Source organism: Streptomyces sp. NPDC005799, assembly GCF_040630525.1.
GTDB classification, from domain to species: Bacteria; Actinomycetota; Actinomycetes; order Streptomycetales; family Streptomycetaceae; genus Streptomyces; species Streptomyces griseorubiginosus_B.
The window spans coordinates 1-25,073 of sequence record NZ_JBEXXQ010000016.1 but is presented as its reverse complement, the minus strand read 5'-3'; the positions used below and the strand labels follow the sequence as shown (position 1 = coordinate 25,073).

Sequence of the window (25,073 nt, the reverse complement as noted above, 5' to 3'; positions counted from 1 at the left end):
ACTCGGCCGCGGCAGCTCCCCTCCGGGCTGCCGCGGCCGTTCCCCGTCGGGGTGGTGGTCGTCAGGCCTTTTCGTCGGTGACGTGGATGTTGTCCGTCGTGACCTTGCCCGAGTCCTTCGCGGCGGCCGCCGTGAGCGGCTCGTCCGTGACGTGGATGTTCGCCGGGGTCACCTCGGCGCCGGCCGGCTCGTCGGTGACGTGGATGTTGTCGGTGGTGTTCTCGTCGCTCATCTGGTGCTCCCCTGAAAGGCTCGTGCGGTGGATGGACGAGATCCGCCCGGCAGCTCCCCCGAGGGCCGCCGGACGGATCCTGAGGCCGGTTCACCTTAGGCCTGTCCGACAATTCCCGTCCGCCGCGCGCCGCCTGGCACGCACGCTCGCCGCGATCCCCCGCTCCCCCGCGCTCGGACAACCTCGCGCGGGGGACCCCCGTGACGTCGCGCGGCCCGCCCTCCGGGAGGACGACGGGAATTGCCGGACAGACCCTGGAGGCCCGCCCCCGTGCCGTTCCGTCTGCCCCCCGACGCGACGGCCCGGCACGAGCAAGACTGCACGAGGGCGATAAACGAACGATGAACGCCCGCTCAGGCGACCGACGCCGGCGTCAGCAGTGCCCGGACCTCGTCCGCCTCCGGCGCTCCCAGCGTCTCGAAGATCTCCAGCGCCTCCCGCCAGCACACCTGCGCCCGGTCCAGCTGGCCGACCCCGTTGAGGGCGCGCCCCAGCACCGTGAGGACGTTGCCCCGCCGCCACTCGCCGCCGATGCCCCGCAGCAGCGTCAGCGCGGTCTCCGCGTCCGCCGCCGCCTGCGCGGGCCGCCGGGCCGCGAGGTCCAGCTCGGCGAGCCGGAAGAGGGTCATCCCCTCCCACAGCCGCTGCCTGCTCTCCCGGAACACCTCAAGCGCCAGCTGCAGGCACCGGGTCGCCTCCGCCAGTTTCCCGCTCCGAGTCAGCGCGAGTCCCAGCGCGTACCGCCCGTTGGCCCCCTTCAGCGCGTGCCCCATGTCGTCGTACATCGCGGTGCCCTGCCGGGCCAGCGCGACGGCCGCGTCCGTGCGGCCGGTGGCCAGATAGGTCCGCGACAGGTTGCACAGCGCGCTCGCCTCGCCGGAACGGTCGCCCACCGAACGGAAATCCTCGATCGCCCGCTTGAAGTACCGCTCGCCGTCGTCATGACGGCTCTGGTACAACGCGATCGCGCCGAGGATGTTGTACGACCAGCAGCCGGCCAGCGGATCACCGGCCCCGTCCCCGGTCAGCTCCCGGGCCCGGCCGGCCTCCTCGTCGGCCAGGTCGAACCGGCCGGTGATGCTGTGCGCGTAGGCCAGCGAGATCAGCGCCCGGGCCTCCGCGCGCGGGTCCCCGGCCTCCCGAGCCGCCTCGCGCAGCGCCGACGCGACCGCCTCGTACTCCTTGGAGTTGGTCCCCGACTCGGCCAGGTCGACCGCCGCCCACAGCACGTCGACGGCGTGCCCGATCATCCCCGGGTGCGCGGACTGCCGTACGCAGGCCAGCAGGGAGACCGCCTCCGCGTACAGCCAGTCCTGCGCCGCATGCCGGTCGGAGAAGGTCAGCCCCGGGTACTCCGGTGTCGCGAGATGGTCGACCAGGCGGTCCCCGGGCCGTTCGATGAGATAGACCCCGCCGACGGTGGCCAGGTAGAAGTCCAGCAGCCGCGACAGCGCCGCCGTCCGCTCGCTCGGCGGCCACTCGTCCCGCTCGGCGCACGCACGCGCGTAGAGCCGTACGAGATCGTGGTACCGGTAGCGGCCGGGCGCCGCCGATTCCAGCAGCGAGGTGTCGACCAGGGACTCCAGCACATCCTCGGTCTCCTCGACCGGCAGGTCCAGCACCGCCGCCGCCGCGGCGAGCGAGATGTCCGGGCCGTCCGCGAGGCCCAGCAGCCGGAACGCCCGCTGCTGGGCCGGCTCCAGCTGGCCGTAGCCCAGCTCGAAGGTGGCCTTGACCGCGAGGTCGCCGGCCTGCAGCTCGTCCAGGCGCCGGCGCTCGTCGCCCAGCTTGGCGGCCAGCACCGAGACGGTCCAGGTGCGGCGGGCCGCCAGCCGCGAGGCCGCGATCCGGATCGCCAGCGGCAGGAACCCGCACGCGGCCACCACGTCCAGCGCGGCCTCGCGCTCCGCGGCCACCCGCTCCTCGCCCACGATCTTCGTGAAGAGCGCCAGCGCCTCCTCGGGGGACATCACGTCCAGGTCGACGAGATGGGCGCCGGCGAGGTCGACCATCCGCACCCGGGAGGTCACCAGCGCCGCGCAGCCCTCGGTGCCCGGCAGCAGCGGTCGCACCTGCGCCGCGTCCCGGGCGTTGTCCAGCAGGACCAGCACCCGGCGCCCGTCCAGCACCGACCGGTACAGCGCCGCGCGCTCGTCCAGGGAGTCCGGGATCGCCGAGTCCGCCGTGCCGAGGGCGCGCAGGAAGGATCCGAGGACCGTCTCCGGTTCGGCCGACCGGGGGCCGGCGCCCTGCAGGTCGACGTACAGCTGTCCGTCCGGGAACGCGGCCCGCGCCTGGTGGGCCACGTGCACGGCGAGGGTCGTCTTGCCGACGCCCCCGATGCCGGCCAGCGCCGAGACCGCCATCACACGGCCCTCCGCCGAGGCCAGTACCTCGCCGAGCTCCGCCACGAAGGCCGCGCGGCCGGTGAAGTCCGAGACAGTGGCGGGGAGTTGGGCGGGGCGTACGGGGACGGCGGCGGGCTCGGCCTGCGGGGCGGAGGGCTCCGCGAGCCCCGGGTCCGCCCGCAGGATCCGCTGCTGGAGTTCGCTGAGGCCCGGGCGGGGGTCGACGCCCAGCTCCTCGGCGAGCAGCCGGCGGGTGTCGGCGTACACGGCGAGCGCCTCCGCCTGCCGTCCGCTGCGGTACAGGGCGAGCATCAGCAGCTCCCGCGGGCGCTCCCGGAGCGGATGCGCCGCCGTCAGCGCCGTCAGCTCGGAGACCGCCTCCGCGTGGCAGCCCTGCTCCAGGTCCATGTCCAGCCGGGATTCCAGCAGTTGCAGCCGCCACTCCTCCAGGCGCACGCGCTGCGCCTCGGCGTACGGCCCCGGCACTCCCGCCAGCGTCTCCCCGTCCCACAGGGTGAGCGCCCGGCTCAGCACCTCGCGCGCGTGGCACAGATCCCCGGCGGCCCGCGCCTTCTCCGCCTCGGCCGCGAGGTCCTGGGCGACGGCCAGGTCCAGCGCGCCCTCGCCGAGCCCGCGCACCGCGTACCCGCCCGACTCGCTGACCAGGACCCCCGGGTCCAGCACCTTGCGCAGCCGGGAGGCGTACGTGCGCAGCGCCGCCAGCGCCTGGGAGGGCGGCTCCTCGCCCCACAGGGCGTCGATCAGCTCGGCGGCGGTGGCCGTACGGCCCTCGCGCAGCAGCAGGGCGGCCAGCAGGGCGCGCTGTTGCGGTGAGCCGGTGTTCAGGGCCTCGTCGCCGCGCCGGGCACGCACCGGGCCGAGCACGCCGAAGCTGAGTGCCGTCGGCTCAGCCGGGCCGGGGCGCCTCTGCTCCGGCACCCGCGGTACATCGTCCATCGCCGTGTCCCCCTAGACCCCTGTGAGCAACCCCGTCAGTTTGCCTTGTTCCCGGCGGATGCGTCAGCTGTGGAGAGCTCCGTCACAGCCCGGCACGCGGGATCTCACCAAGCCCTCACCTCTTCTCCCCGCCCGGCGACCCCCGGCACAGGGAGCTGACGGGTCGTCAGATCGGCGCTACCGTGAGCGCCATGGACTCCGAACTGACGCTCCCTCAGATCATCTCCGTCGACGACCACACCGTGGAACCGCCGGACGTCTGGCAGGACCGGCTCCCGAAGAAGTACCTGGACATCGGCCCCCGTATCGTGCGCGCCCCGCTGAAGGAGATCAGCTTCCTCGGCGGCCGCTTCAAGCCCGTGATGGGCGCCCCCGGCGACGACGGCCCGATCGGCGACTGGTGGCTGTACGAGGACCTCCAGCGCCCGCTGACCCGTCTGGACACCGCCGTTGGCTACAGCAGGGACGAGATCAAGCTCGAGGTCATCACGTACGAGCAGATGCGCCCGGGGTCGTACGACGTCCCCCAGCGGCTGGCCGACATGGACGTCAACCACGTCCAGTCCGCCGTCTGCTTCCCGACCTTCCCGCGCTTCTGCGGGCAGACCTTCACCGAGGCCGCGGACCACGAGCTGGGGCTGCTGTGCGTGCGCGCGTACAACGACTGGATGGTGGAGGAGTGGTGCGGGCCGAAGGCCCAGGGCCGCCTCATACCGCTGACCCTCATCCCCCTCTGGGACGCCGAGCTCGCCGCCGCCGAGGTCCGCCGCAACGCCGCCCGCGGGGTCCGCGCGGTCGCCTTCTCCGAGATACCCCCGCACCTGGGGCTGCCCTCCGTCCACTCCGACGACTGGGACCCCTTCCTCGCCGCCTGCGACGAGACCGGCACGGTCGTCGCCATGCACATCGGCTCCAGCAGCCGTATGCCCTCCACCTCCAAGGACGCCCCGCCGGCCGTCGGTTCGACGATCACCTTCGCCAACTGCTGCTTCTCGATGGTCGACTGGCTGATGAGCGGCAAGTTCGAGCGCTTCCCGAACCTCAGGGTCATGTACGCCGAGGGCCAGATCGGCTGGATCCCGTACATCCTGGAGCGCGCGGACGTCGTCTGGGAGGAGAACCGCGGCTGGGGCGGGGTCGCCGACAAGGTGCACCGGCCGCCGTCCGAGCTGTTCGCCGAGCACGTCTACGGCTGCTTCTTCGACGACGCCTTCGGCCTCAAGAACCTCGACTCGATCGGCCTCGGCAACGTCCTGTACGAGACCGACTACCCGCACTCCGACTCCACCTGGCCCAAGTCCCGCGAGGTCGGCGAGGCGCAGATGGGCCACCTGGACCCGGACGTGGTGGAGCGGATCGTCCGCGGCAACGCCATCGACCTGCTGGGGCTCACCCCCGAAGGGCTCTGGCGGCCATGAGCGCCCTGGCGTACGGGATCCAACTGCCCGTCCAGTCCCAGAGCACGATCTACGCCGAGCCCTGGGAGGCCACGGCCGGCCCCGCCGACCTGATCGCCATCGCCCGCGCGGCCGACCGGGCGGGCTTCGCCTACATCGCGAGCTGCGACCACGTGGCGATCCCGCGCCGCCTCGCCTCCGCGATGAGCACGGTCTGGTACGACCCCGTCGCCACCCTCGCCTTCCTGGCGGGCGCGACGGAACACGTCCGCCTGCTCAGCCATGTGGCCGTCGTGGGCCTCAGACACCCCCTGCTGACCGCCAAGCAGTACGCCACGCTCGACCACCTCGGCGGGGGGCGCCTGATCCTCGGGGTCGGGGCCGGGCACGTCCCGGAGGAGTTCGCGGCGCTGGGCGTCGACTTCGAGCACCGCGGGGCCGTGCTCGACGAGTCGATCGACGCCCTGCGCGCGGCCCTCGGCCCCGAGGAGTTCCCCGAACACCACGGCAAGCTCTACGACTTCGAGGGACTGGGGCAGAAGCCCAGACCGGCGCAGGAGCACGTGCCGATCTGGGTCGGCGGTTCGTCCCCCGCCGCCGTCCGCAGGGCCGCGCTCAAGGGCGACGGCTGGCTCCCGCAGGGCGACCCGCGCGACCGCCTCCCCGAGCAGATCGCCCGGCTGCGGCGGCTGCGCGAAGAAGCGGGAGTCGCGGGCGCGTTGACCATCGGCGCCATCACCGAGCCCCTGTACGTCGGCACGCCCGCCTGGGAGACCGGCCGCCGTACCCTGACCGGCCCCCCGGACGCGCTCGCCGAGTCCCTGCGCGCCTACCGGGCGATGGGCGTGCATCAGATCCAGGTCCGGTTCCGCTGCCGGAGCCGCACCGAACTCACCGACCAGATGGCGGCCTTCGGCGCCGACGTGGCCCCACACCTCTAGGGAGTTACCGCATGGGCAAGCTGGACGGACGTGTCGTCGTCGTCACCGGGTCGGCGCGGGGACAGGGGGAGCAGGAGGCCCGGCTGTTCCGGGCGGAGGGCGCGGAGGTGGTCGTCGCCGACGTCCTCGACGAGCAGGGCGAGGCGCTGGCGCGGGAGATCGGCGCCCGGTACGTCCACCTCGACGTGGGCGAGGAGGCGGACTGGCGGGCGGCGGCCCGGACCGCCAAGGAGACGTACGGCCGGGTGGACGGCCTGGTCAACAACGCCGGCATCCTGCGCTTCAACTCCCTGGTCGACACGCCGCTGGAGGAGTTCATGCAGGTCGTGCGGGTCAACCAGGTCGGCTGCTTCCTGGGGATCAAGACCATGGCGCCGGTCATGGAGGACGGCGGCACGATCGTCAACACCGCCTCCTACACGGCCGTGACGGGCATGGCGGCCGTCGGCACGTACGCCGCCACCAAGCACGCCATCCTCGGCCTCACCCGCGTCGCCGCCCTGGAACTCGCCGACCGGCGCATCCGGGTCAACGCGATGTGCCCCGGAGCGATCGACACCGCGATGTCGAATCCGGCCCAGCTGGACCCGGAGGCGGACGCGGAGGAGACGAGCCGGGCCCTGGACGAGCTGTACCGCAAGCTCGTGCCCCTCGGGCGGATCGGGAAGCCGGACGAGGTGGCGCGGCTGGCGCTGTTCCTGACGTCGGACGACTCCTCGTACATCACGGGTCAGCCCTTCGTCATCGACGGCGGCTGGCTGGCGGGAGTCAGTATCATCTGACGGTCCGTCAACTATTGACCTTTCTGACGGGACGTCAGAAAGTCGTAGGACTCAGCAGACTCACCTGACTTGGGACGGTGAACCGCCGTGGAATTCGGGCTCTTTGTACAGGGATACGTGGGTAAACGCGCCGAGACCGATCCGCTCGCCGAGCACAAGGCGCTGATGGAGGAGACCGAGTACGTCATCCAGGCGGACAAGTCGGGCTTCAAGTACGCGTGGGCGTCGGAACACCACTTCCTGGAGGAGTACTCGCACCTCTCCGCGAACGACGTGTTCCTGGGCTACCTGGCGCACGCGACGGAACGCATCCATCTGGGCTCCGGCATCTTCAACCCGCTGGCCCAGGTCAACCACCCGGTGAAGGTGGCCGAGAAGGTCGCCATGATGGACCACCTCAGCGAGGGCCGCTTCGAGTTCGGGTCCGGCCGCGGGGCCGGCTCGCACGAGATCCTCGGGTTCATCCCCGGGGTGACCGACATGAACTACACCAAGGAGATCTGGGAAGAGACCATCGCCGAGTTCCCCAAGATGTGGCTGCAGGACGAGTACGTCGGCTTCCAGGGCAAGTTCTGGCAGCTGCCGCCGCGCAAGGTCCTGCCGAAGCCGTACGGCAAGTCGCACCCGGCGATGTGGTACGCGGCCGGGTCGCCGCCGTCGTACGCGATGGCCGCGAAGAAGGGGCTCGGGGTGCTGGGGTTCAGCATCCAGAAGGTGTCCGACATGGAGTGGGTGCTGGAGCAGTACAAGACGGCGATCGTGAACGCGGAGCCGGTCGGGGACTTCGTCAACGACAACGTGATGGTGACGACGACGGCGATCTGCGCGCCGACGCACGCGGAGGCGATCGACATCGCGGTACACGGGGGGCTGCACTATCTGCCCTCGCTGGTGTTCCGGTACCACGACACGTTTCCTCGTCCCGAGGGGTTCCCGGTGTGGCCGGAGACGCTGCCGGAGTACACGCCCGAGTTCGTGGAGCTGCTGATCGAGGAGGAGCTGCTGATCTGCGGTGACCCGGACGAGGTGCTCACGCAGTGCAAGCGGTGGGAGCAGGCGGGGGCGGACCAGTTGAGCTTCGGGTTGCCGGTGGGGGTGCCGAAGGAGGAGACGTTGCAGACGATTCGGTTGATCGGGGAGCACGTGATTCCGAAGATCGACACGGATCCTGTACATCGGACGTCCCGGTTCCGGGCTGCCGGCTGAGCGTCGTTGCGGGGTGCGGGTCGTGTGTGGCTGATCGCGCTCGCGCGGCGGAGCCGCAGATCGATACAGCCCCGCGCCCCTTTGGGGCGCCCGTCCCGCCGGAGTTGAGAAGGAGGCTCCATGCTTGATCACCTCATCAAAGGCGCCACCGTCGTCGACGGGACGGGGGTGCCTGCCTTCACCGCTGACGTGGGTGTACGGGACGGCCGCATCGCGGCTGTAGGACGGATCACGGAGGAGGCGCGGACCACCGAGGACGCCTCCGGGCTCGTTCTCGCGCCCGGGTTCGTCGATCCGCACACCCACTACGACGCCCAGCTGTTCTGGGATCCGTACGCGACGCCCTCGCTCAACCACGGTGTCACCACTGTCGCCGCCGGGAACTGCGGTTTCACCCTGGCGCCCCTGAATCCCGCCCGCCCTGCCGACGCCGACTACACGCGCCGGATGATGTCCAAGGTCGAGGGGATGTCGCTGGTGGCGCTGGAGGAAGGGGCGCCGTGGAACTGGAGCTCCTTCGGCGACTACCTGGACGCCCTCGAAGGGCGGATCGCCGTCAACGCGGGGTTCATGGTGGGGCATTGCGCCCTGCGGCGGCACGTCATGGGGCCGGACGCCATCGGGGGGCAGCCCAGTGAGGAGCAACTGGGCGAGATCGTGCGGCTGTTGCACGAGGCCATGGACGCGGGGGCCTGGGGGTTCTCCACCACGCAGTCCTCGACCCACTCCGACGGGGACGGAAAGCCCGTGGCCTCCCGGCACGCGAAGCCGGCGGAGCTGCTGGCGCTGTCGCGGGCCGTGGGGGAGCACGAGGGGACGCAGATCGAGGCGATCGTCGCCGGGTGCCTGGACCAGTTCAGCGACGCCGAGATCGAACTGTTCGCGGAGATGAGCGCCGCGGCCGGGCGGCCGCTGAACTGGAACGTGCTGACCATCGACGCGTCCGTCCCCGAGCGGGTGCCCCGGCAGCTGCAGGCGAGCGAGCAGGCGCGGAAGGCCGGCGGCCGGGTCGTCGCGCTGACCATGCCGATCCTCACGCCCATGAACATGTCGCTGGGCACCTTCTGCGCCCTGAACCTGATACCGGGGTGGGGCCCGATCCTGGGGCTGCCGGTGCCGGAGCGCATCGCGCGGCTGAAGGACCCGGCCGTGCGTGCCGAGATGCTGCGGCGCGCCGAGTCCAAGGAGGCGGGCGTCTTCCGGCGGCTCGCGGACTTCGGGCGGTACGTCATCGGCGACACCTACAGCGAGGCGAACCGCGGGCTGACCGGCCGGGTGGTGCGGGACATCGCGGCGGAGCGGGGGCAGGACCCGTTCCAGTGCCTGGTGGAGATCTGCGCGGCCGACGAGCTGCGTACGGTCCTGTGGCCCATGCCGACCGACAACGACCCGGCGTCCTGGGCCCTGCGCGCCGAGACCTGGCAGCACGAGGACGTGATGCTGGGCGGATCCGACGCCGGGGCGCATCTGGACCGGATGTGCGGGGCGCCGTACACCACCCGCTTCCTCGGCGACTGTCTGCGCGGGCGCAAGCTGGTGGGGCTGGAGCAGGCGGTGAGGATGCTGACGGACGACCCGGCGCGGCTCTTCGGCCTGCGCGGGCGGGGCCGGGTGGCGGAGGGTTTCCATGCGGACCTCGTGCTCTTCGACCCGGAACGGATCGGCGCGGCCTCGGCCACCCTGGTGCACGACCTGCCGGGTGACAGTCCGCGACTGGACGCCAAGGCCCTCGGAGTGCGGGCCGTGTGGGTCAACGGGGTCGAGGCGATCCGGGACGACGTGGTGAGCGGTGCCGTACCGGGAAAGGTGCTGCGCTCCGGGCGGGACACGAGGACGGTGAGCACCCGTTGAATGGCGATGAACAGCGGCTGTTCGTCGGGGGGCGCTGGGTCGAGCCGGACGGCGGGCACTACGCCGTCGTCGACCCGGCGACGGAGGAGACCGTCGGGTGGGCTCCGGAGGCCTCGCGGGATCAGGTGCACGCGGCCTGCGCCGCGGCCCGCGAGGCCTTCGGGCCGTGGTCGAGGACCTCACCGGAGGAACGGGCGGCGATCCTGGGCCGGGCCGCGGACATCATCGGCAGCCGCTTCGTGGCGTACGCCGAGCTGGCGCAGGCGGAGACCGGGGCGACCACCGGGACGGCCCGGGCGATGCAGGTCGGGGTGGGCATGGCCCGGTTCCGGCGCTACGCGCGCGTGGAGCCGGCCGAGTGGGCCATCCCGCCGCAGATCAACGAGGCCGGGCCGATGGGGAAGGCCGGGGTGTTCGGCGCGCTGGCCGTGCGACAGCCGGTGGGGGTGGTCACCTGCATCACGTCGTACAACAACCCGTGGGCCAACCCGGCCGGGAAGGTCGCGCCCGCCCTGGCCATGGGCAACACGGTGGTGGTGAAGCCCGCCCCGCAGGACCCCCTGTCGGTGTACCGGATGGCGGAGGCGCTGGAGGCGGCGGGCGCGCCGGCGGGTGTGGTCAACGTCGTCTCCGGGCGGTCGGCGTCCGTCGGCGAGGAGGCCGTCGCCTCCCCCGACGTGGACATGGTGAGCTTCACCGGGTCCACGACCGTCGGGCAGCGCATCGCCGAGGTGTGCGGGCGGGACATGAAACGGCAGCTGATGGAGCTGGGCGGGAAGGGCGCGGCGGTCGTCCTCGACGACGCGGACGTCGCCTCGGCGGTCGCCGGGATCGGCACGACCTTCTCCTTCTACAGCGGCCAGATCTGCACGGCACCGACGCGGGTGCTGGCGCAGCGCGGGGTGTACGACCGTCTGGTGGACCAACTGGCGGCTTACGCGGGCCGGTTGAAGGTGGGCGACCCGAGGGAGCCGGACACGGTGGTCGGCCCGGTGATCACCGCGGCCCACCGGGACCGGGTGGAGTCGTACGTCGAACTGGGCCGCAAGGAGGGCGCGGTGGTGATGGCGGGAGGCGAACGCCCGCCGCTGGACCGCGGCTTCCACGTCTCCCCGACCCTCCTCGCCGACTGCACGAACGACATGCGGGTGGCCCGGGAGGAGATCTTCGGCCCGGTGGTCGTCGTCATCCCCTTCGACGAGGAGGACGAGGGCGTCGCGCTGGCCAACGACAGCGACTACGGGCTCATCGACTACGTCTGGTCGGGAGACGTGGCGAGGGCGTTCCGGGTGGCTCGGCGGTTGCGGGCGGGGGGAGTGGGCGTCAACACCGTCGGCCGCAACATGGAGGCCCCGTTCGGCGGCTTCAAGAGGAGCGGGGTCGGCCGCGACGTGGGCTCGTACGCCCTGCACGCTTACGGGGAGGTGCAGTCGATCGTTTGGCCGGGGTGAGCTGAGCTCGGCTCAGGTGTCACCGACGGTTTGGTCCTCACTCACGCCGCGCTCCGTCACCCCGTGCCAACGTCTCCCGCATGACGTCCTCGATCGGACTGCCCGGCGAGGCATTCGCCATCCGCTCCTCGACGATGCGCGGTGTCTTTCGACTTCACGTAGGTGTCCCTCCTGGGCGATTCGGTCATTCCCGATCCAGATCGATCCGCACCGTCAGCAACCCCGCCCCGATCGCCCGTACCGCCACGCTGTTCAGGGAGCGGAGGGTGCGCAGGCGGGCGACGGCGTCGTCGTCCGGGAGAAGGTGGGCGGTGCCGGTGTGCCAGCGGCCCCGGATGCGGACGCGCACCCGGGGGTCGGCCTTGATGTTGCGGATGTACTGAGCCCGCTCCCCGAACTCCGACACCAGCCAGAACGAGTCCCCGACCCGCCGGCCGCCCACGGGGGTGCGGCGGGGGAGCCCGGAGGCGCGACCGGTCGTCTCGAGTAGCGTCTGGAGCGGCAGACGGCGCATGATCGGATTGAGGCGGCGCTGGAACGCGGTGGCACGCCGGTACTTGCTCTCGTGGTCACGGGTCATGTGCGCGGATCTCCGTCTCGTCGTGCTGCCGATGCTCTTCAATGTCTCTCACTCGAACTCGAACAACCGCCGGAACCCCGAACGGTTCCGCTATGAGAGACGGTGGCCCGATGCGCATCGTGACCTGGAACCTTTGGTGGCGCTTCGGGTCCTGGGCCGAGCGGCAGAAGGCCATCCTGACCGTTCTGAGCGATCTGTGCCCCGACGTCGTGGGCCTGCAGGAGGTGTGGGCCGTCGGTGACGACAACCTCGCCGGATGGCTCGCCGACGAGCTCGGCATGCACTGGACCTGGGCCCCCTCGCCCGCCTCCGACCGCTGGCAGCGGCGCATCGGCGAGCCGGGCGTCGAGATCGGCAACGCCGTACTGAGCCGCTGGCCGCTGCTGGAACGGGACGTGCTCCGCCTGCCGGCCCCCGAGGACGTGGACGACGGCCGCGTCGCCCTCTATACGCGCATAGCCACCCCCGGCCCACGACTCCCCTTCTTCACAGCTCATCTGACCTCCCGCCCGACCGCCTCGGCGATCCGCTGCCGCCAGGTCACCGCCCTCACCGGGTTCGTCGCCGCGCACCGGGACGGCACCGACTTCCCGCCCGTCGTCACGGGCGACTTCAACGCCGTCCCCGACTCCGACGAGATCCGCCTGTTCCGCGGCACGGATGCCTTCGCCGACGCCTGGGACCACGCCGACGCGTCCGCCCCCTCCACGACCCTGCACCCGGACCGCGGCCCCGGCGCCCGCATCGACTACATCCACGTCGGCGCCCCGGCGGGCCCGGCCGGCCCCGGCACGGTGAGAAGGGCATGGCGGGCGGGCGACGGCCCGGTCGACGGGGTGTGGCCTTCCGATCATGCGGCGGTGGTGGCGGATCTGGCCGGCTCAGCGGCTGCCGGATGACTTCAGCTGCTCGACCAGGGCTCCGAAGGCGACGGGGCTGACCGTGAGGACGGTGCGGGGCGGGTCGTCGTCGGCGATGTGAACGGCGGTGGCGGTGGGGGATATGTGGACGCAGGCCTCTCCCTCTTGGCAGTGGGAGGACTTCCGCCAGGCGTGCGTGGGCATGTGGGCTCCTTCACATGTTCTGGACGATGGCGAGGATCAGATCCCGGGACTTCGCCGGGCCGAGGGACATGGCTTCGACGACGTCGAGAAGCCGCCGGTACTTCTCCAGATGGGCCTCGGCGTCCAAAAGCACGGGACCGTGGAACTGGTCCAACTGCACGGTGTCCAGGGCCGGTACGGGACCGCACAGGTAGTTGATGGACTGACCGGAGCCGGGGAACGCCCCGACGTCGAACGGAAGCACCCGCAGGGTGATGTGGTCCCGTTCGCTCATGTTGAGCAGGTGGCGCAACTGCTCACGGGCCACCCGCCGACCGCCGACCCGCATGTGCAGGGCTGCCTCATGGATCACCGTGCTGTACGGATTCGGGCGCTCCCGGAACACGAAGTCCTGGCGCTTGATCCGGTGCGAGACGCGGTGCTCGACCTCTGGCGGAGTGGGGGCCGGGATCGCGTGGCTGAAGATCTCCCGGGCGTGCTCGCTGGTCTGGAGCATGCCGGGGATGTGCGCGGTGAACGCGGTACGGACGGCTGTGGCGTGGTGCTCCAGTTCGGCGAGGGTGAGCAGTCCTGACGGCAGCACCTCGCGGTACGCGTCCCACCACCGGCCGCGTGCCTTCTCGGCGGCCATGTCGGCCAGGGCGTCGACGTAGGGCTGGTTGGTGCAGGAGTAGACACCGGCCATCGCTCGCACACGGTCCGGACTCACGCCGAACCGGGCCGACTCGACGTTGCTGAGTTGACCCGAACTGGTGCCGAGCAACTGTGCTGCCTCGGTCGAGGTCAGCCCGGCCCGCTCACGGAGTTTGCGCAGCTCCGTGCCGAGCCGGACGCGTCGGGCCGTCGGCGCGGGTCTGGGCGCCATGGGACCTCCTCCTAGCGGCCGTACCGCGAGTTTGTCACCCACACGAGGGAGAAGTCGCCCAGGTTCTTCGAACTCACGCAAAGCAGCTTTGCGATCCCTCTATCGTCTTCTCCGGGCGCCCCGTCTGGAAGCGCACCGTGGGACGCCACGGCATCGACACCAGGCACCTGTCCAACTCCCCTCAGTGACCGGAGACTTCCGATGGCCACCGTATCCCCGTCCTGGAACTACACCCTGCACCTTCCGCGTGATCCACGCGCACCGGGTATCGCACGGGGCACCCTCAGACTCGTGCTCGCCGCCCACGGGATGCCGGAGCTGACCCCCACCGCGGAGCTCCTGGCGGCGGAACTGCTGACCAACTCGCACTGCCATACCAAGGGCCCGTACGCCCTGCGCCTCCTCTCCTCGGAGCCGGGCCGCCTCCGCGTGGCCGTATGGGACACGGACCCCCGAGTCCCACCGGGCTTCACGAACGCGGCCGCCCCCGAACCCCCACCGCACGCCGAACACGGCCGCGGCCTCCCCCTGGTCCGAGCCTGCGCGGACGCCTGGGGCGCGTCGATCCTCCGCGAACTGGGAGCCTCGAAGGGCGGCAAGCTGCTGTGGGCGGAGTGCGGGGCGGGGGCGTGGTGAGCACCGTACGGAGAGCGGAAGCGATGCCGCTGCCCGAGATCCGGACCGTGGACGATCTGCGCAGCGCGCTCAGCCGGTACGGTTTCCCAGGCGACCAGGAGCGGTTCGAGGACGAACCCGCAGCCGCCGTAGGAGCCTCCCCCACCAACGACTTCGCGGGCGCCGCAGCCGTGGTCCGGGCCTACCGGCACCGGGTGCTGATCAGGAACGCGCCGGAGATCATGGCGGCCCTGGAAGACGCACGGGCCGGAGGCTCCTAGTGGCGCCCCAGGAAGATCGGGTTGGTGAACGCCGCCAGCGCCCCCGGTACCGGCCCCGCCGCCGTCTCGTGCCGGAGTTCCGCGCGGACGTACGCCGCGTACGCCGGTGTCGTGTGCCATTCCACCACCCCGGATCCCCCCACCGGGAGCGGGTCGCTCGTGTACAGGACGCCCTGGTCCGTGACCAGGCGGATCGTGCAGCGGGGGGCGCCCGTGGCTTCCACGCGGACGGTGACCGGGGTGTCGGGGGCCACCTGCAACCGCTCCCCGATCCCGGCGTGTTCGCCCCGGGCGCCCGATGCCGTGAAGGTCAGGGAGACGTTCTTCGACTCGGCGACGTAGGAGCGGCCCGCGCGGATGCCGGCCTGGATCGCCTCCCGGGTCAGGTCGTCCGCGAGGACCACCGTCTGGGGCAGGCCCACCGCGTCCGGGTCCCGGTGGGCGTCGCTGTTGCCCATCGCCGGGATCCAGGCACGGCCCTCCCGGACGGAGGCGACCAGCATGTTGTCCCACTCCGCCAGCGTCACCTCGTCGTCCGGCGTGTACGGGCCGTTCCACACCTCCACCGCGTCCGCCTCGCCGAACCCGAACTTCCAGCCGCAGCCGATGCAGGTGGCGTGCGGATGGGCCGGGACCACCAGGCCGCCGGCCCGGTGGATCTCGCGGGCGAAACGGCCGAAGCGGTTGTCGCGGGCCCGGTAGCGCCAGTCGATGAAGGTCCCGGGGTCCGTTCCCAGTGCCACGACATGGCCGTTGCGGGTCGTGACCTCCTCGCCCAACAGAATCAGTAGGTCGTCGGCCGCCTCCTCGGCCCAGTGGGGGTGGGAGGCGTGCGTGTTGTGGTCGGAGGTGTTGATGAAGTCCAGGCCCGCCGCTCGGGCCAGCGCCGCGATCTCGGCCGGGGTGCGGCGGCCGTCCGAATACCAGGAGTGCAGGTGGCAGTCGCCCCGGTACCAGGCTCGGCCCCGACCCTTCGCGTGCGAGGGCGGGTAGATCGGCCGCGGCGTCTCGCCCGGCTCCCCGTACGTCAGCGTGATCGTCAGCTCGTACGACAGGCCCTGCGGCGCCACCGTGTACGGGCCGAGCGCCACATGCCAGGTGCCCTGGCGGACAGGGCCCGGCACATACCCCGGCGTCGCGTCGTCCGCGCGGACGAAGAACTCCGTGCGCGCCCCGCCCGACCAGCCCCGGAAGCCCCGGCCGCCCAGCTCGGTGCCGTGCTCGTCGAAGATGCCGATGTCGAGGGCGCTGCCCTGCGTGCCCGCCGGGACGGGCGGTTTGTCGTAGGTGTACGCGACCCTGATCTCCCGTACCCCGGACGGGACTTCGACGGGTACGTAGACGAAGTCCGGCGAACCCGGGGGCAGGGTGCCGCGTACCGTCCTGGTCTCCTGGTCCTGGCCGTCGGCCGCCGCGAAGCTCACGCTTCCCAACGTAAGGGCGGCGGCCGCGCCCGTCACGAACAGAGCTCGTCGTCCGATGCCGTGCGCGTCCTCACACATGGAGGCCACCTTCCGGTACGGGTGTGAACTGCCGTGGAAGAGAAGGGAATCGGGGATCGACGGTATGTCATGTACGCAGACGGGGGCAGTCTGCATACGGCCACTGTGACCAAGGTGCCGACCGGTCGGTATGGACATCCGCACCCCCGGCCGGTACAGATGGGTCATGCGTATCGCCGTAACGATCTTCCTCACCGACGAGACCATCACCCCGACCCGGCTCGCCCGTGAGCTGGAGGATCGGGGCTTCGCCGGCCTCTATCTGCCCGAGCACACCCACATCCCGGTCGAGCGGGTGACGCCGTACCCGGCGGGCGGTGAGCTGCCGCCCGAGTACGGCCGCACCCTCGACCCCTTCGTCGCCCTCGGGCAGGCCGCCGCGGTGACCGAACGGCTCGGCCTCGGCACCGGTATCACGCTGGTCGCCCAGCACGACCCGATCGACCTCGCCAAGCAGATCGCCACCCTCGACCACCTCTCGGGCGGGCGATTCACCCTCGGCCTCGGCTTCGGCTGGAACGTCGAGGAGGCCGCCGACCACGGCGTGGAGTGGCGCACACGGCGGGAGCTGGTCAAGGACCGGATGGCCTTGATGCGCGCGCTGTGGTCGGAGGAACCGACCGCGTACGAGGGCGAGTTCGGCAGCGTCCGGGCCTCCTCCGCCTTCCCCAAGCCGGTGCAGAAGCCGCGTGGACCGGTGGTCGGGCCCCGCACCCTGATCGGCGGGGCGGCCGGCCCCAAGCTGTTCTCGCACATCTCCGAGTACGCGGACGGCTGGCTGCCCATCGGCGGCCGCGGGCTGACCGAGTCCCTGCCCGTGCTGCGCGCCGCCTGGACCGACGCCGGGCGCGACCCGGCCACCCTCCAGGTCGTCCCGTACGCCGTCTTCCCGACCCCCGGCAAGCTCGCCCACTACGCGGACCTCGGCATCGAGGAGGTCGTGGTCCAGCTGCCGCCGGAGGGGGAGGCGGAGGTGCTGAGGGCGCTGGACGGCTGCGCCGCCTTCCTGGACTGACCTTGGAGTGACCTTCGGCTGACCATGGACTGCCCTCCGGGCGCTGATCAGCTCGACCTTATGCTCGAAGAATGACGACTTCCGCGACCCCCGGAACCGGCCCCACCGAGAACTCCATGCGTCGCGCCCTCAAACGCGCCCGGGACGGCGTCGCCCTCGACGTCACCGAGGCCGCCGTCCTGCTCCAGGCGCGCGGCGAGGCCCTCACCGACCTCGCCGCGTCCGCCGCCCGGGTGCGCGACGCGGGCCTCGAGGCGGCCGGCCGGCCCGGCGTCATCACGTACTCCAAGAGCGTCTTCATCCCCCTGACCCGGCTGTGCCGGGACAAGTGCCACTACTGCACCTTCGTCACCGTCCCCGGCAAGCTGCGCCGTGCCGGGCACGGGATGTTCATGTCGCCGGACGAGGTCCTGGACATCGCCCGCAAGGGCGCCGCCCTCGGCTGCAAGGAAGCCCTGATCACCCTCGGCGACAAGCCGGAGGAGCGCTGGCCCGAGGCGCGCGAGTGGCTGGACGCGCACGGCTACGACGACACCATCGCCTACGTCCGCGCCATATCCATCCGCATCCTGGAGGAGACGGGGCTGCTGCCCCACCTCAACCCCGGCGTGCTGTCCTGGACCGACTTCCAGCGGCTCAAGCCCGTCGCGCCGTCCATGGGCATGATGCTGGAGACCACCGCCACCCGTCTGTGGTCCGAGCCGGGCGGGCCCCACTACGGTTCCCCGGACAAGGAGCCCGCCGTGCGGCTGCGGGTCCTCGAGGACGCCGGGCGGTCCTCCGTGCCCTTCACCTCCGGCCTCCTCATCGGCATCGGCGAGAGCTACGAGGAGCGGGCCGAGTCCCTCTTCGCGCTGCGGAAGGTCTCCCGCGCCTACCACTCCATCCAGGAACTGATCATCCAGAACTTCCGCGCCAAGCCGGACACCGCGATGCGCGGCATGCCGGACGCGGAGCTGGACGAGCTGGTGGCGACGATCGCCGTCGCCCGGCACATCATGGGCCCGGCCGCCAACATCCAGGCGCCGCCCAACCTGGTCGAGGGCGAATACGAGCGGCTCATCGGGGCGGGCATCGACGACTGGGGCGGGGTCTCCCCGCTGACCATCGACCACGTCAACCCCGAACGCCCCTGGCCCCAGATCGAGGAGCTGGCCGTACGGTCGAAGGCGGCCGGGTTCGCGCTGCGGGAACGTCTCTGCGTCTACCCGGAGTTCGTGAAGCGCGGCGAACCCTGGCTGGACCCGCGGCTGCGCCCGCACGTACGGGCCCTGGCGGACCCGGAGACCGGGCTGGCCCTGCCGGACGCCGTGGTCGAGGGGCACCCCTGGCAGGAACCCGAGGAGGCCTTCACGGCCTCCGGCCGCACCGACCTGCACACCGCCATCGACAGCGAGGGCCGTACGTCCGACCGCCGCGACGACTTCGACGAGGTGTACGGCGACTGGGCGGAGCTGCGCGAGGCCGCGGCGCCCGGCATGGCGCCCGAGCGCATCGACACCGACGTCCGGGCCGCCCTGGCGACCGCGGCCGACGACCCGACCCGCCTCACCGACGCCGAGGCGCTGGCGTTGCTGCACGCGGACGGGCCCGCGCTGGACGCCCTGACCCGGATCGCGGACGAGGTGCGCCGGGCGGCGGTCGGCGACGACGTGACGTACATCGTCACCCGCAACATCAACTTCACCAACGTCTGCTACACCGGCTGCCGTTTCTGCGCCTTCGCCCAGCGGCGGACGGACGCCGACGCCTACACGCTCTCCCTGGAGCAGGTCGCCGACCGCGCCCAGCAGGCCTGGGACGTCGGGGCCGTGGAGGTGTGCATGCAGGGCGGGATCCACCCCGACCTGCCGGGGACGGCGTACTTCGACATCGCGAAGGCCGTGAAGGAGCGGGTGCCGGGCATGCATGTGCACGCCTTCTCCCCGATGGAGGTGGTCAACGGCGCCACCCGCACCGGTATGTCGATCAGGGAGTGGCTGACGGCGGCGAAGGAGGCCGGCCTCGACACCATCCCCGGGACGGCCGCCGAGATCCTCGACGACGAGGTCCGCTGGATCCTGACCAAGGGCAAGCTGCCGACCGCTACCTGGATCGAGGTCGTCACCACCGCGCACGAACTCGGCATCCGCTCCTCGTCCACGATGATGTACGGCCATGTCGACCAGCCCCGTCACTGGCTCGGCCATCTGCGCACCCTCGCCCGCATCCAGCAGCAGACCGGCGGCTTCACGGAGTTCGTGACCCTGCCGTTCATCCACACCAACGCGCCCGTCTACCTGGCGGGGATCTCCCGCCCCGGGCCGACCGTTCGCGACAACCGCGCGGTGACGGCGATGGCCCGTCTGCTCCTTCATCCGCACATCCCCAACATCCAGACCAGCTGGGTGAAGCTGGGCACGGAGGGGGCGGCGGAGATGCTCCGCTCGGGCGCCAACGACCTGGGCGGCACGCTGATGGAGGAGACGATCTCCCGGATGGCCGGGTCCTCCTACGGCTCGTACAAGTCGGTCAAGGACCTCATCGCCGTGGCCGACGCCGCCGGACGGCCGGCGAGGCCGCGGACCACGCTGTACGGCGAGGTGCCGGAGGAACGGCAGCGGGCCGCGGCGGTCTCGGACGGGCACCTTCCGGAGCTGCTGCCCGTGCTGGACTGAGGACCGGGAGCCTCACAGTACGATGATCGGACCCCTGTTCCGACGGGTTCCAGGGGTCCTGTAACCGAGGAGATGCGTGCCGTGCCAGCCCCCAAGGTCTGGGTGACCGGTCTGACGGTAGGAGCGATCGCCGCTGTCGCCGTTCTGGCCGTGCAGGCCGACAAGGGAACGAAGCCGCACGTGGCCGCCTCCCGGCCGCACGCGTCGGCCTCGGCGGGCGCGCACCCCTCCGCCACGAGGACCGCGGCCCCGGCCAAGGTGCCGGACGGCTCCGGGACCGGGCGCCGGATCGTGTACTCGCTCGGGCAGAAGACGGTCTGGCTGGTCGACGCGAGCGACGCGGCCCGCCGCACCTTCGCCGTCTGGCCGGGCACGGTGAGCCCGGCCGCGGGCAGCTACACGGTCGGCACCCGCACCGAGGGCCCGATCACCGGATCCGACGGTGTGAAGATCGAGCACATCGTGTACTTCTCCGCCCAGTCCGGCGTCAACATCGCCTTCTCCAACGCGGTCGACGGCTCCTCGCCGCCGCCCGCGTCCGGCGTCCGTACCGGCGGTGTCCGGATGCGAACGGCGGACGGGGCGGCGCTGTGGACCTTCGGGACCGCGGGCACGAAGGTCGCGGTCGTCAAGTAGTGGCGTCCGTACGGCGGTTGTCGCTCAGCAGCACGACGAGCAGCGTGATCCCGGCGAACACGAACACCCGCAGGGCGGCGTCCAGTCCGTTCCAGGTCTTCGACTGCCACATGGAGAACCACTCACCGCCGATGGCGATGAACCCGGCGCCGAAGAGCAGCAACAGCATCAGCAGACCGTAGACGGACAGGCTGCGGGCACGGGCGTGGTCGCGCCGGGCCCAGAGCCAGGTGGCGTAGATCAGCACGAGCGCGGCCAGGGTCTCCCAGACGATGATCAGGACGTAAGCGGTGTTCTGCAGGCCCTTGTTGGTGATCGCCCGCCACATCAGGTCGTCTTCCTTGAACGTGGTGTCCATGGCGAGGACGTGCTGCACGAACGCCTGGTTCGTCCCGAAGTCGGTGATGTTCCCGAAGGCGACGAGCGCTATGTAGAGGGCCACGCCGGCGGTGAGCAGCGCGGCCGTCAGGTCGAGGGCACGGGTGGTGGGGGGTGTGTTGGTGGACATGACAGCAATCTTGCCCGGGATGATCAGCCGTCCTCACCCCCGTAGGCCAGAATGTTGCCGACGCGAGGGGTTCCCGGACGAGAGGACGGACCGGTGGCGCAGGCACGGGGGTCGCGGCCGTCGATGCAGGAGCTGATCGCCCGCCGCAGACGCGCCGGTTTCGTCGGCAGAGCAGCCGAACGGGCCGCTTTCCGCGGCAACTTCGACCTGGCGCCGGAGGACGAGCGGCATCGCTTCCGCTTCCATGTGCACGGCAACGCGGGCGTCGGAAAGACCTTCCTGGTACGGGAGTTGGAGCAGATCGCCCGTGAACGGGGCGCGCTCACCGCGTACGTCGACGAGAGCGTCGCCGGCCTCCCGGAGGCGCTGGAGGTGATCAGCCGTCAGTTCGCCGCCCAGGGACACCGGTTCAAGGAACTCGACCGGCTGCTCGCGGCCCATCGGGAGCGGCGGCACGAGGCGGAAGCGGTGCTCGCCGCCCCGGACACGGACCGCGACGGGCCCTCGGCGGGGAGCCTCGCGGTGACCCGGGCCGGGCTGATCGGCGCGGCGGCCGTGCCGGTGGTCGGCCCCTTCGCCGGCGCCCTCGATCCCGTCCAACTCGCCGAAGGCGTCGACCGGTTGCGGGCCGGGCTCAGCGCCCGCTTCCGTAGCCAGGAGGACGTGCGACTCGTCCTGGACCCGGCCGCCGTGCTCACCCCCGTGCTGCTGGACGCGTTGTCCGAGGCGGCGGACGCGGCACCCTGGACCGTCCTGTTCCTCGACACGTACGAGCGCACCGGACCGGTCCTCGACGCGTGGCTGCACCAGGTGATGACCACCGACCGGTACGGCACCCTGCCGGCGACGGTCGTGGTCGTCACCGCCGGACAGCGCCCCCTCGACACCGCCCGCTGGGGCGGCTTCGCCGACTTCCTCGCCGACGTGCCGCTCGGCCCCTTCACGGACGCCGAGGCACGCGGGCTGCTCGCGGACCGGGGCGTGCGGGACGAGCCCGTCGTCGCGGAGGTCCTGCGGCTGACCGGCGGACTGCCCGTGCTGGTCTCCACCCTCGCCGAGGCCCGGCCGGCCGGCCTCGACGAGGTCGACGACCCGAGCGCGGACGCGGTGGAGCGGTTCCTGAAGTGGGAGCGCGATCCCGTACGCCGGGCCGCCGCGCTGGCCGGGGCGCTGCCGAGATGGCTCGACGCGGACGTCCTGCGGGCCGTGCTCGACTGCCCGGACGACCAACTCGACGCCCTGTACGGCTGGTTGCGGGGCATGCCCTTCGTCGGCGAGCGCGGCGACCGGCTGCGCTACCACGACGTGGTGCGCGCGCCGATGCTGCGGCTGCAGCGCCGCTGGTACCCCCGGACCTGGAGCGAGCGGCACGGCCGGCTCACCCGGGCGTTCGGGCGGTGGCGGGAACGGCTCGAGCAGAACCTCGCCCGCGACCAGTTCTGGCCGGACGGCCAGTGGCGGGACCTGCGCCTCGCCGAGTCCTACCACGCGCTGTGCGAGGCACCCCGCGCCGCGCTGCCCGCGGTCCTGCACGACCTCGTCGACGCCTGCGACCACGGCGACGACGTCGTACGGCGCTGGATCGCCCTGCTCGCGGAGGCCGGGGAGGACGCGGACACGGACGCGGTGCGCGCGTGGGCGGACGACCTCGCCGAGGCGTTCGCGGCGGGCGGCACGGTCCCGCTGCTCGGGCTGCTCCTGGACCGGGCCCGGGGTGACGAACCCTGGCGGGCCCGGGCGTGGAGCGTCAGGGCCGACGCGTTCGCGCGCGACCGGGACGACGGGCGCGCGCTGGAGGAGTACGACCGCGCCCTCGCCCTCGATCCCGACCTGCCGCGGGCGCTGCGGGCGAAGGCGGTCACGCTGAGCCGGACCGGCGACCACCGGGGCGCGGTCGCCCTGCTGGACCGGGTGGTCGCGCTGGAGCCGGACGACGCCTGGAACGTCACCCTGCGCGGCGAGTTCCACCGCCTCCTGCGCGACTCCGGGGCCGCGGAGCGCGACCTGAGCGAGGGCATCCGGCTGGACGCGGCCAACGAGTTCGCCTGGGCGTCGCGCGGGGCCGCCCGGGAGCGGGAGGGCGAACTCGACGCGGCGCTCGCGGACCTCGACCGCGCACTGGAGCTCAAGCCGGACTACGGCTGGGCGCTCGGCCGCCGGGCCCGGGTGTGGCGGGCACTGGGGGAGCCGGCCCGGCAGCTGGCCGACATCGACCACGCCCTCAGGCTGTGGCCCGACTGGGGCTGGGGCCACTGCGAACGCGGGGACGCGCTGCGGGTGGCCGGCCGCGACGAGGAGGCCCTCGCCGACTACGACCGTGCCCTCGCCATCGACCCCGACTACGCCTCGGCCCACGCCAGCCGCGGCGCCTCGCTGAGCAACCTGGGCCGCCACCCGGAGGCCCTCGCGGCCCTGGACCGGGCCCTGGAGCTCAACCCCGACTACCCGTGGGCACGGGCGCAGCGAGAGGCCGTCCTCGCCCGGCTCGATCATCAAGGCGACGGCACATCCGCTCAAAACCGTCCATGAACAGCCATGAACGGCCACTTCCGTCACTCCTCCCATACACGTATGCCCCCTGAACGCACCGTCCCCGTTCGATTACAGTGCTGGACTGTCATGCGTCGGGCGGTGCCGCAGGGGAGGTCTTGGTGACTGTGACTACCGGGGCCGTGTGGGGCCGGGTCGAGCAGCAGGACTTCCGCAGCCGGGTGCGCGGGACGCTGCTCGGGGCGGCCGTCGGGGACGCGCTCGGCGCGCCGGTGGACGCCCTGGACCTCGACCAGATCCGCGAGACGTACGGCGCCGAGGGGCTCGTGGACCTCGCCTTCGCCTTCGGCAGGCGGGGCGCCGTCACCCACCTCACCCAGCTCACCCTGTTCTCCGTCGACGGGCTGATACGGGCCCAGGTACGCCGTGACACCGGCGCCTGGCATCCGCCGACCGACCTGCACCGGGCGTATCTGCGCTGGGCGGCCACCCAGCGGGACTGGGGGCCCGACGAGCGGCGCAAGGACGACGGCTGGCTGGCCCGGGAGGAGTGGCTGTACGCGCGCCGGGACCCGGCCCGTTCGCTGCTGATCGGGTTCGGCGACGACACCATGGGGACGCTGGACGCCCCCAAGAACCCCGCCGAGGTCGGGCCCGAGGCGGTCGCCCGGTCGGCGCCCTTCGGGCTGCTGGTCGGCTGGGAGCCGCAACTGGTCGTCCAGCTCGCGGTGGAGTGCGCGGCCCAGACCCACGGCCACCCCACCGCCTACCTGTCGGCGGGGGCGTACGCCGTGATCGTGCACGCGCTGGCCCGGGGCGACAGCCTGGACGGCGCGGTGCAGCGGGCCCTGGCGCTGCTCGCCGCGCGGCCGGGGCACCAGCCGGTGTCGGGCGCGCTGCAGCACGCGCTGGGCGCGGTACGGCAGGGCATGCCGACACCGCTGCGCGTGGAGGAACTGGCCGGCGACGGCTCCGCCGAGGGCGTGCTGGCCGCCGCGGTGTACTGCGCCCTGGTCGGCGAGGACGTACGGCACGGCCTGTGCCTCGCCGTGAACCAGGACGGCCCCTCCGGCCCGACCGGAGCCCTCACCGGCGGCCTGCTGGGCGCCCTGCACGGCGAGACGGCGCTGCCCCCGGCCTGGCTGGCCGAACTGGAGGGCCGCCCCACCCTCCTCGAACTCGCCGACGACTTCGCCATGGAGATGACCCAGGGCCCGGCCCTCCACGGCCCGGCCGGCTCCTCCCCGGGCTGGCTGGCGCGCTACCCGCGGGCGTAGCCACCCCGGCCGTCGCCTACCGGCGGTACGAAAGGGCGGTGGCCCGGGCTCGTCAGGAACCCGGGCCACCGCCCGCCGTACGTCCGCCGGCTCAGTCCTTCACGGGCGTCTTGCCCAGGGTGTCGTCCACCCCGCCCGCCGGGACCGGGACCGCGGCCGCCGTGCTGTCGTCGTCGGTGTTGATGCGCTCGATGACGGCCAGCCGGTCCGGGGTGTCCTCGGGCTTGAGGTAGCCGATGAGGATGTACAGGAGCAGGGAGACCGCCAGCGGGACCGAGACCTGGTACTGGAGCGGGACGCCGCCCTTGACGTTCCAGTTGATTGGGTAGTTGACCAGCCAGAAGGCGAGCAGGCCCATCGACCAGCTGGTCAGCGCCGCCGTGGGGCCGGAGCGGCGGAACGGGCGCAGCAGGCCCAG

At 72.1% G+C, this 25,073-nt stretch carries 21 protein-coding genes and 1 pseudogene; 14 read left to right on the top strand and 8 right to left on the bottom strand.

Translation table 11 applies throughout. From position 1 onward, the window contains the following. Positions 1–61 precede the first annotated feature (61 nt). A complete protein-coding gene (locus ABZ453_RS17590; RefSeq protein ID WP_359015848.1) occupies positions 62–232 on the bottom strand; it encodes a hypothetical protein in 171 nt (56 codons plus the stop codon). A 353-nt stretch (positions 233–585) separates the two neighbouring features. Continuing rightward, entirely contained in the window at positions 586–3,537 is a 2,952-nt protein-coding gene (locus ABZ453_RS17585; protein WP_359015847.1) for a BTAD domain-containing putative transcriptional regulator, read from the bottom strand. A gap of 191 nt (positions 3,538–3,728) precedes the next feature. On the opposite strand from ABZ453_RS17585, the gene ABZ453_RS17580 reads away from it, so the two are divergent. From ABZ453_RS17580 to ABZ453_RS17555, 6 genes are all read left to right on the top strand, one after another. After that, positions 3,729–4,955 (top strand): amidohydrolase family protein, encoded by a 1,227-nt coding sequence (locus ABZ453_RS17580; RefSeq protein ID WP_359015846.1) that lies wholly within the window; start codon positions 3,729–3,731, stop codon positions 4,953–4,955. Then, complete coding sequence (locus ABZ453_RS17575; protein ID WP_359015845.1) at positions 4,952–5,875, top strand: LLM class F420-dependent oxidoreductase; 924 nt, start codon at positions 4,952–4,954, stop codon at positions 5,873–5,875. Before ABZ453_RS17580 ends, ABZ453_RS17575 begins: the two co-directional genes overlap by 4 nt. An 11-nt stretch (positions 5,876–5,886) precedes the next feature. Continuing rightward, positions 5,887–6,657, top strand: coding sequence for a glucose 1-dehydrogenase (locus ABZ453_RS17570; RefSeq protein WP_359015844.1), 771 nt, complete (start codon positions 5,887–5,889; stop codon positions 6,655–6,657). 87 nt (positions 6,658–6,744) lie between these two features. Then, a complete protein-coding gene (locus tag ABZ453_RS17565; protein ID WP_359015843.1) occupies positions 6,745–7,863 on the top strand; it encodes an LLM class flavin-dependent oxidoreductase in 1,119 nt (372 codons plus the stop codon). Positions 7,864–7,983: 120 nt separating this feature from the next. Beyond that, on the top strand, positions 7,984–9,714 hold the full coding sequence (locus ABZ453_RS17560; RefSeq protein ID WP_359015842.1) for a D-aminoacylase: 1,731 nt from the start codon (positions 7,984–7,986) through the stop codon (positions 9,712–9,714). Then, on the top strand, positions 9,711–11,165 hold the full coding sequence (locus tag ABZ453_RS17555; protein WP_359015841.1) for an aldehyde dehydrogenase family protein: 1,455 nt from the start codon (positions 9,711–9,713) through the stop codon (positions 11,163–11,165). The genes ABZ453_RS17560 and ABZ453_RS17555 overlap by 4 nt, the downstream gene beginning before the upstream one ends. Before the next feature lie 184 nt (positions 11,166–11,349). On the opposite strand, the gene ABZ453_RS17550 is transcribed toward ABZ453_RS17555, so the two are convergent. Next, positions 11,350–11,745 (bottom strand): nitroreductase/quinone reductase family protein, encoded by a 396-nt coding sequence (locus ABZ453_RS17550; RefSeq protein WP_359015840.1) that lies wholly within the window; start codon positions 11,743–11,745, stop codon positions 11,350–11,352. Between the two features lie 110 nt (positions 11,746–11,855). Between ABZ453_RS17550 and ABZ453_RS17545 the strand changes: the two genes are divergently transcribed. Then, positions 11,856–12,644, top strand: coding sequence for an endonuclease/exonuclease/phosphatase family protein (locus tag ABZ453_RS17545; protein WP_359015839.1), 789 nt, complete (start codon positions 11,856–11,858; stop codon positions 12,642–12,644). Here the strand turns inward: ABZ453_RS17545 and ABZ453_RS17540 are convergent. Next, a complete protein-coding gene (locus ABZ453_RS17540; RefSeq protein ID WP_359015838.1) occupies positions 12,627–12,809 on the bottom strand; it encodes a DUF397 domain-containing protein in 183 nt (60 codons plus the stop codon). The genes ABZ453_RS17545 and ABZ453_RS17540 overlap by 18 nt on opposite strands. Before the next feature lie 10 nt (positions 12,810–12,819). Then, positions 12,820–13,674, bottom strand: coding sequence for a helix-turn-helix transcriptional regulator (locus ABZ453_RS17535; RefSeq protein ID WP_359015837.1), 855 nt, complete (start codon positions 13,672–13,674; stop codon positions 12,820–12,822). Positions 13,675–13,875: 201 nt separating this feature from the next. On the opposite strand from ABZ453_RS17535, the gene ABZ453_RS17530 reads away from it, so the two are divergent. Both ABZ453_RS17530 and ABZ453_RS17525 read left to right on the top strand, forming a co-directional pair. Then, positions 13,876–14,310: an ATP-binding protein gene (locus ABZ453_RS17530; protein ID WP_359015836.1), complete on the top strand. Its 435-nt coding sequence runs from the start codon at positions 13,876–13,878 to the stop codon at positions 14,308–14,310. A 23-nt stretch (positions 14,311–14,333) separates the two neighbouring features. Further along, on the top strand, positions 14,334–14,570 hold the full coding sequence (locus ABZ453_RS17525) for a hypothetical protein (protein WP_359015835.1): 237 nt from the start codon (positions 14,334–14,336) through the stop codon (positions 14,568–14,570). Here ABZ453_RS17525 and ABZ453_RS17520 read toward each other — a convergent pair. Then, on the bottom strand, positions 14,567–16,072 hold the full coding sequence (locus ABZ453_RS17520; RefSeq protein WP_359015834.1) for a CehA/McbA family metallohydrolase: 1,506 nt from the start codon (positions 16,070–16,072) through the stop codon (positions 14,567–14,569). The two genes, ABZ453_RS17525 and ABZ453_RS17520, sit on opposite strands and share 4 nt — an antisense overlap. A gap of 166 nt (positions 16,073–16,238) precedes the next feature. Between ABZ453_RS17520 and ABZ453_RS17515 the strand changes: the two genes are divergently transcribed. The 3 genes from ABZ453_RS17515 (at position 16,239) to ABZ453_RS17505 (ending at position 20,380) form a co-directional block, all read left to right on the top strand. Further along, complete coding sequence (locus ABZ453_RS17515; RefSeq protein WP_359015833.1) at positions 16,239–17,087, top strand: LLM class F420-dependent oxidoreductase; 849 nt, start codon at positions 16,239–16,241, stop codon at positions 17,085–17,087. 71 nt (positions 17,088–17,158) lie between these two features. Further along, positions 17,159–19,744 carry a bifunctional FO biosynthesis protein CofGH gene (locus ABZ453_RS17510; protein WP_359015832.1) on the top strand — a complete coding sequence of 862 codons (2,586 nt, stop codon included), beginning with the start codon at positions 17,159–17,161 and terminating at the stop codon, positions 19,742–19,744. Between the two features lie 72 nt (positions 19,745–19,816). Beyond that, positions 19,817–20,380, top strand: a complete 564-nt coding sequence (locus ABZ453_RS17505) for a hypothetical protein (protein ID WP_359015831.1) — start codon at positions 19,817–19,819, stop codon at positions 20,378–20,380. Here the strand turns inward: ABZ453_RS17505 and ABZ453_RS17500 are convergent. Beyond that, on the bottom strand, positions 20,373–20,888 hold the full coding sequence (locus tag ABZ453_RS17500) for a DUF2165 domain-containing protein (RefSeq protein ID WP_359015830.1): 516 nt from the start codon (positions 20,886–20,888) through the stop codon (positions 20,373–20,375). The two genes, ABZ453_RS17505 and ABZ453_RS17500, sit on opposite strands and share 8 nt — an antisense overlap. A 93-nt stretch (positions 20,889–20,981) precedes the next feature. Between ABZ453_RS17500 and ABZ453_RS17495 the strand changes: the two genes are divergently transcribed. Together ABZ453_RS17495 and ABZ453_RS17490 are read left to right on the top strand one after the other, a co-directional pair. Continuing rightward, the gene (locus ABZ453_RS17495; RefSeq protein ID WP_359015829.1) at positions 20,982–23,417 is read left to right on the top strand and encodes a tetratricopeptide repeat protein; all 2,436 of its coding nucleotides are present in this window, start codon (positions 20,982–20,984) and stop codon (positions 23,415–23,417) included. Between the two features lie 122 nt (positions 23,418–23,539). After that, positions 23,540–24,655, top strand: coding sequence for an ADP-ribosylglycohydrolase family protein (locus tag ABZ453_RS17490; protein WP_359015828.1), 1,116 nt, complete (start codon positions 23,540–23,542; stop codon positions 24,653–24,655). 91 nt (positions 24,656–24,746) lie between these two features. Here the strand turns inward: ABZ453_RS17490 and ABZ453_RS17485 are convergent. Continuing rightward, positions 24,747–25,073 (bottom strand): annotated as a pseudogene (locus tag ABZ453_RS17485) (Na+:solute symporter); the annotation flags it as partial.

What these genes read in the sequence shown, in the direction of transcription:
- ABZ453_RS17500 (WP_359015830.1), bottom strand. Translation starts at nt 20,888, where the DNA reads ATGTCCACCAACACACCCCCCACCACCCGTGCCCTCGACCTGACGGCC.
- ABZ453_RS17585 (WP_359015847.1), bottom strand. Translation starts at nt 3,537, where the DNA reads ATGGACGATGTACCGCGGGTGCCGGAGCAGAGGCGCCCCGGCCCGGCT.
- ABZ453_RS17575 (WP_359015845.1), top strand. Translation starts at nt 4,952, where the DNA reads ATGAGCGCCCTGGCGTACGGGATCCAACTGCCCGTCCAGTCCCAGAGC.
- ABZ453_RS17510 (WP_359015832.1), top strand. Translation starts at nt 17,159, where the DNA reads ATGACGACTTCCGCGACCCCCGGAACCGGCCCCACCGAGAACTCCATG.
- ABZ453_RS17570 (WP_359015844.1), top strand. Translation starts at nt 5,887, where the DNA reads ATGGGCAAGCTGGACGGACGTGTCGTCGTCGTCACCGGGTCGGCGCGG.
- ABZ453_RS17590 (WP_359015848.1), bottom strand. Translation starts at nt 232, where the DNA reads ATGAGCGACGAGAACACCACCGACAACATCCACGTCACCGACGAGCCG.
- ABZ453_RS17520 (WP_359015834.1), bottom strand. Translation starts at nt 16,072, where the DNA reads ATGTGTGAGGACGCGCACGGCATCGGACGACGAGCTCTGTTCGTGACG.
- ABZ453_RS17505 (WP_359015831.1), top strand. Translation starts at nt 19,817, where the DNA reads ATGCGTGCCGTGCCAGCCCCCAAGGTCTGGGTGACCGGTCTGACGGTA.
- ABZ453_RS17550 (WP_359015840.1), bottom strand. Translation starts at nt 11,745, where the DNA reads ATGACCCGTGACCACGAGAGCAAGTACCGGCGTGCCACCGCGTTCCAG.
- ABZ453_RS17515 (WP_359015833.1), top strand. Translation starts at nt 16,239, where the DNA reads ATGCGTATCGCCGTAACGATCTTCCTCACCGACGAGACCATCACCCCG.
- ABZ453_RS17535 (WP_359015837.1), bottom strand. Translation starts at nt 13,674, where the DNA reads ATGGCGCCCAGACCCGCGCCGACGGCCCGACGCGTCCGGCTCGGCACG.
- ABZ453_RS17560 (WP_359015842.1), top strand. Translation starts at nt 7,984, where the DNA reads ATGCTTGATCACCTCATCAAAGGCGCCACCGTCGTCGACGGGACGGGG.
- ABZ453_RS17540 (WP_359015838.1), bottom strand. Translation starts at nt 12,809, where the DNA reads ATGCCCACGCACGCCTGGCGGAAGTCCTCCCACTGCCAAGAGGGAGAG.
- ABZ453_RS17525 (WP_359015835.1), top strand. Translation starts at nt 14,334, where the DNA reads ATGCCGCTGCCCGAGATCCGGACCGTGGACGATCTGCGCAGCGCGCTC.
- ABZ453_RS17545 (WP_359015839.1), top strand. Translation starts at nt 11,856, where the DNA reads ATGCGCATCGTGACCTGGAACCTTTGGTGGCGCTTCGGGTCCTGGGCC.
- ABZ453_RS17580 (WP_359015846.1), top strand. Translation starts at nt 3,729, where the DNA reads ATGGACTCCGAACTGACGCTCCCTCAGATCATCTCCGTCGACGACCAC.
- ABZ453_RS17530 (WP_359015836.1), top strand. Translation starts at nt 13,876, where the DNA reads ATGGCCACCGTATCCCCGTCCTGGAACTACACCCTGCACCTTCCGCGT.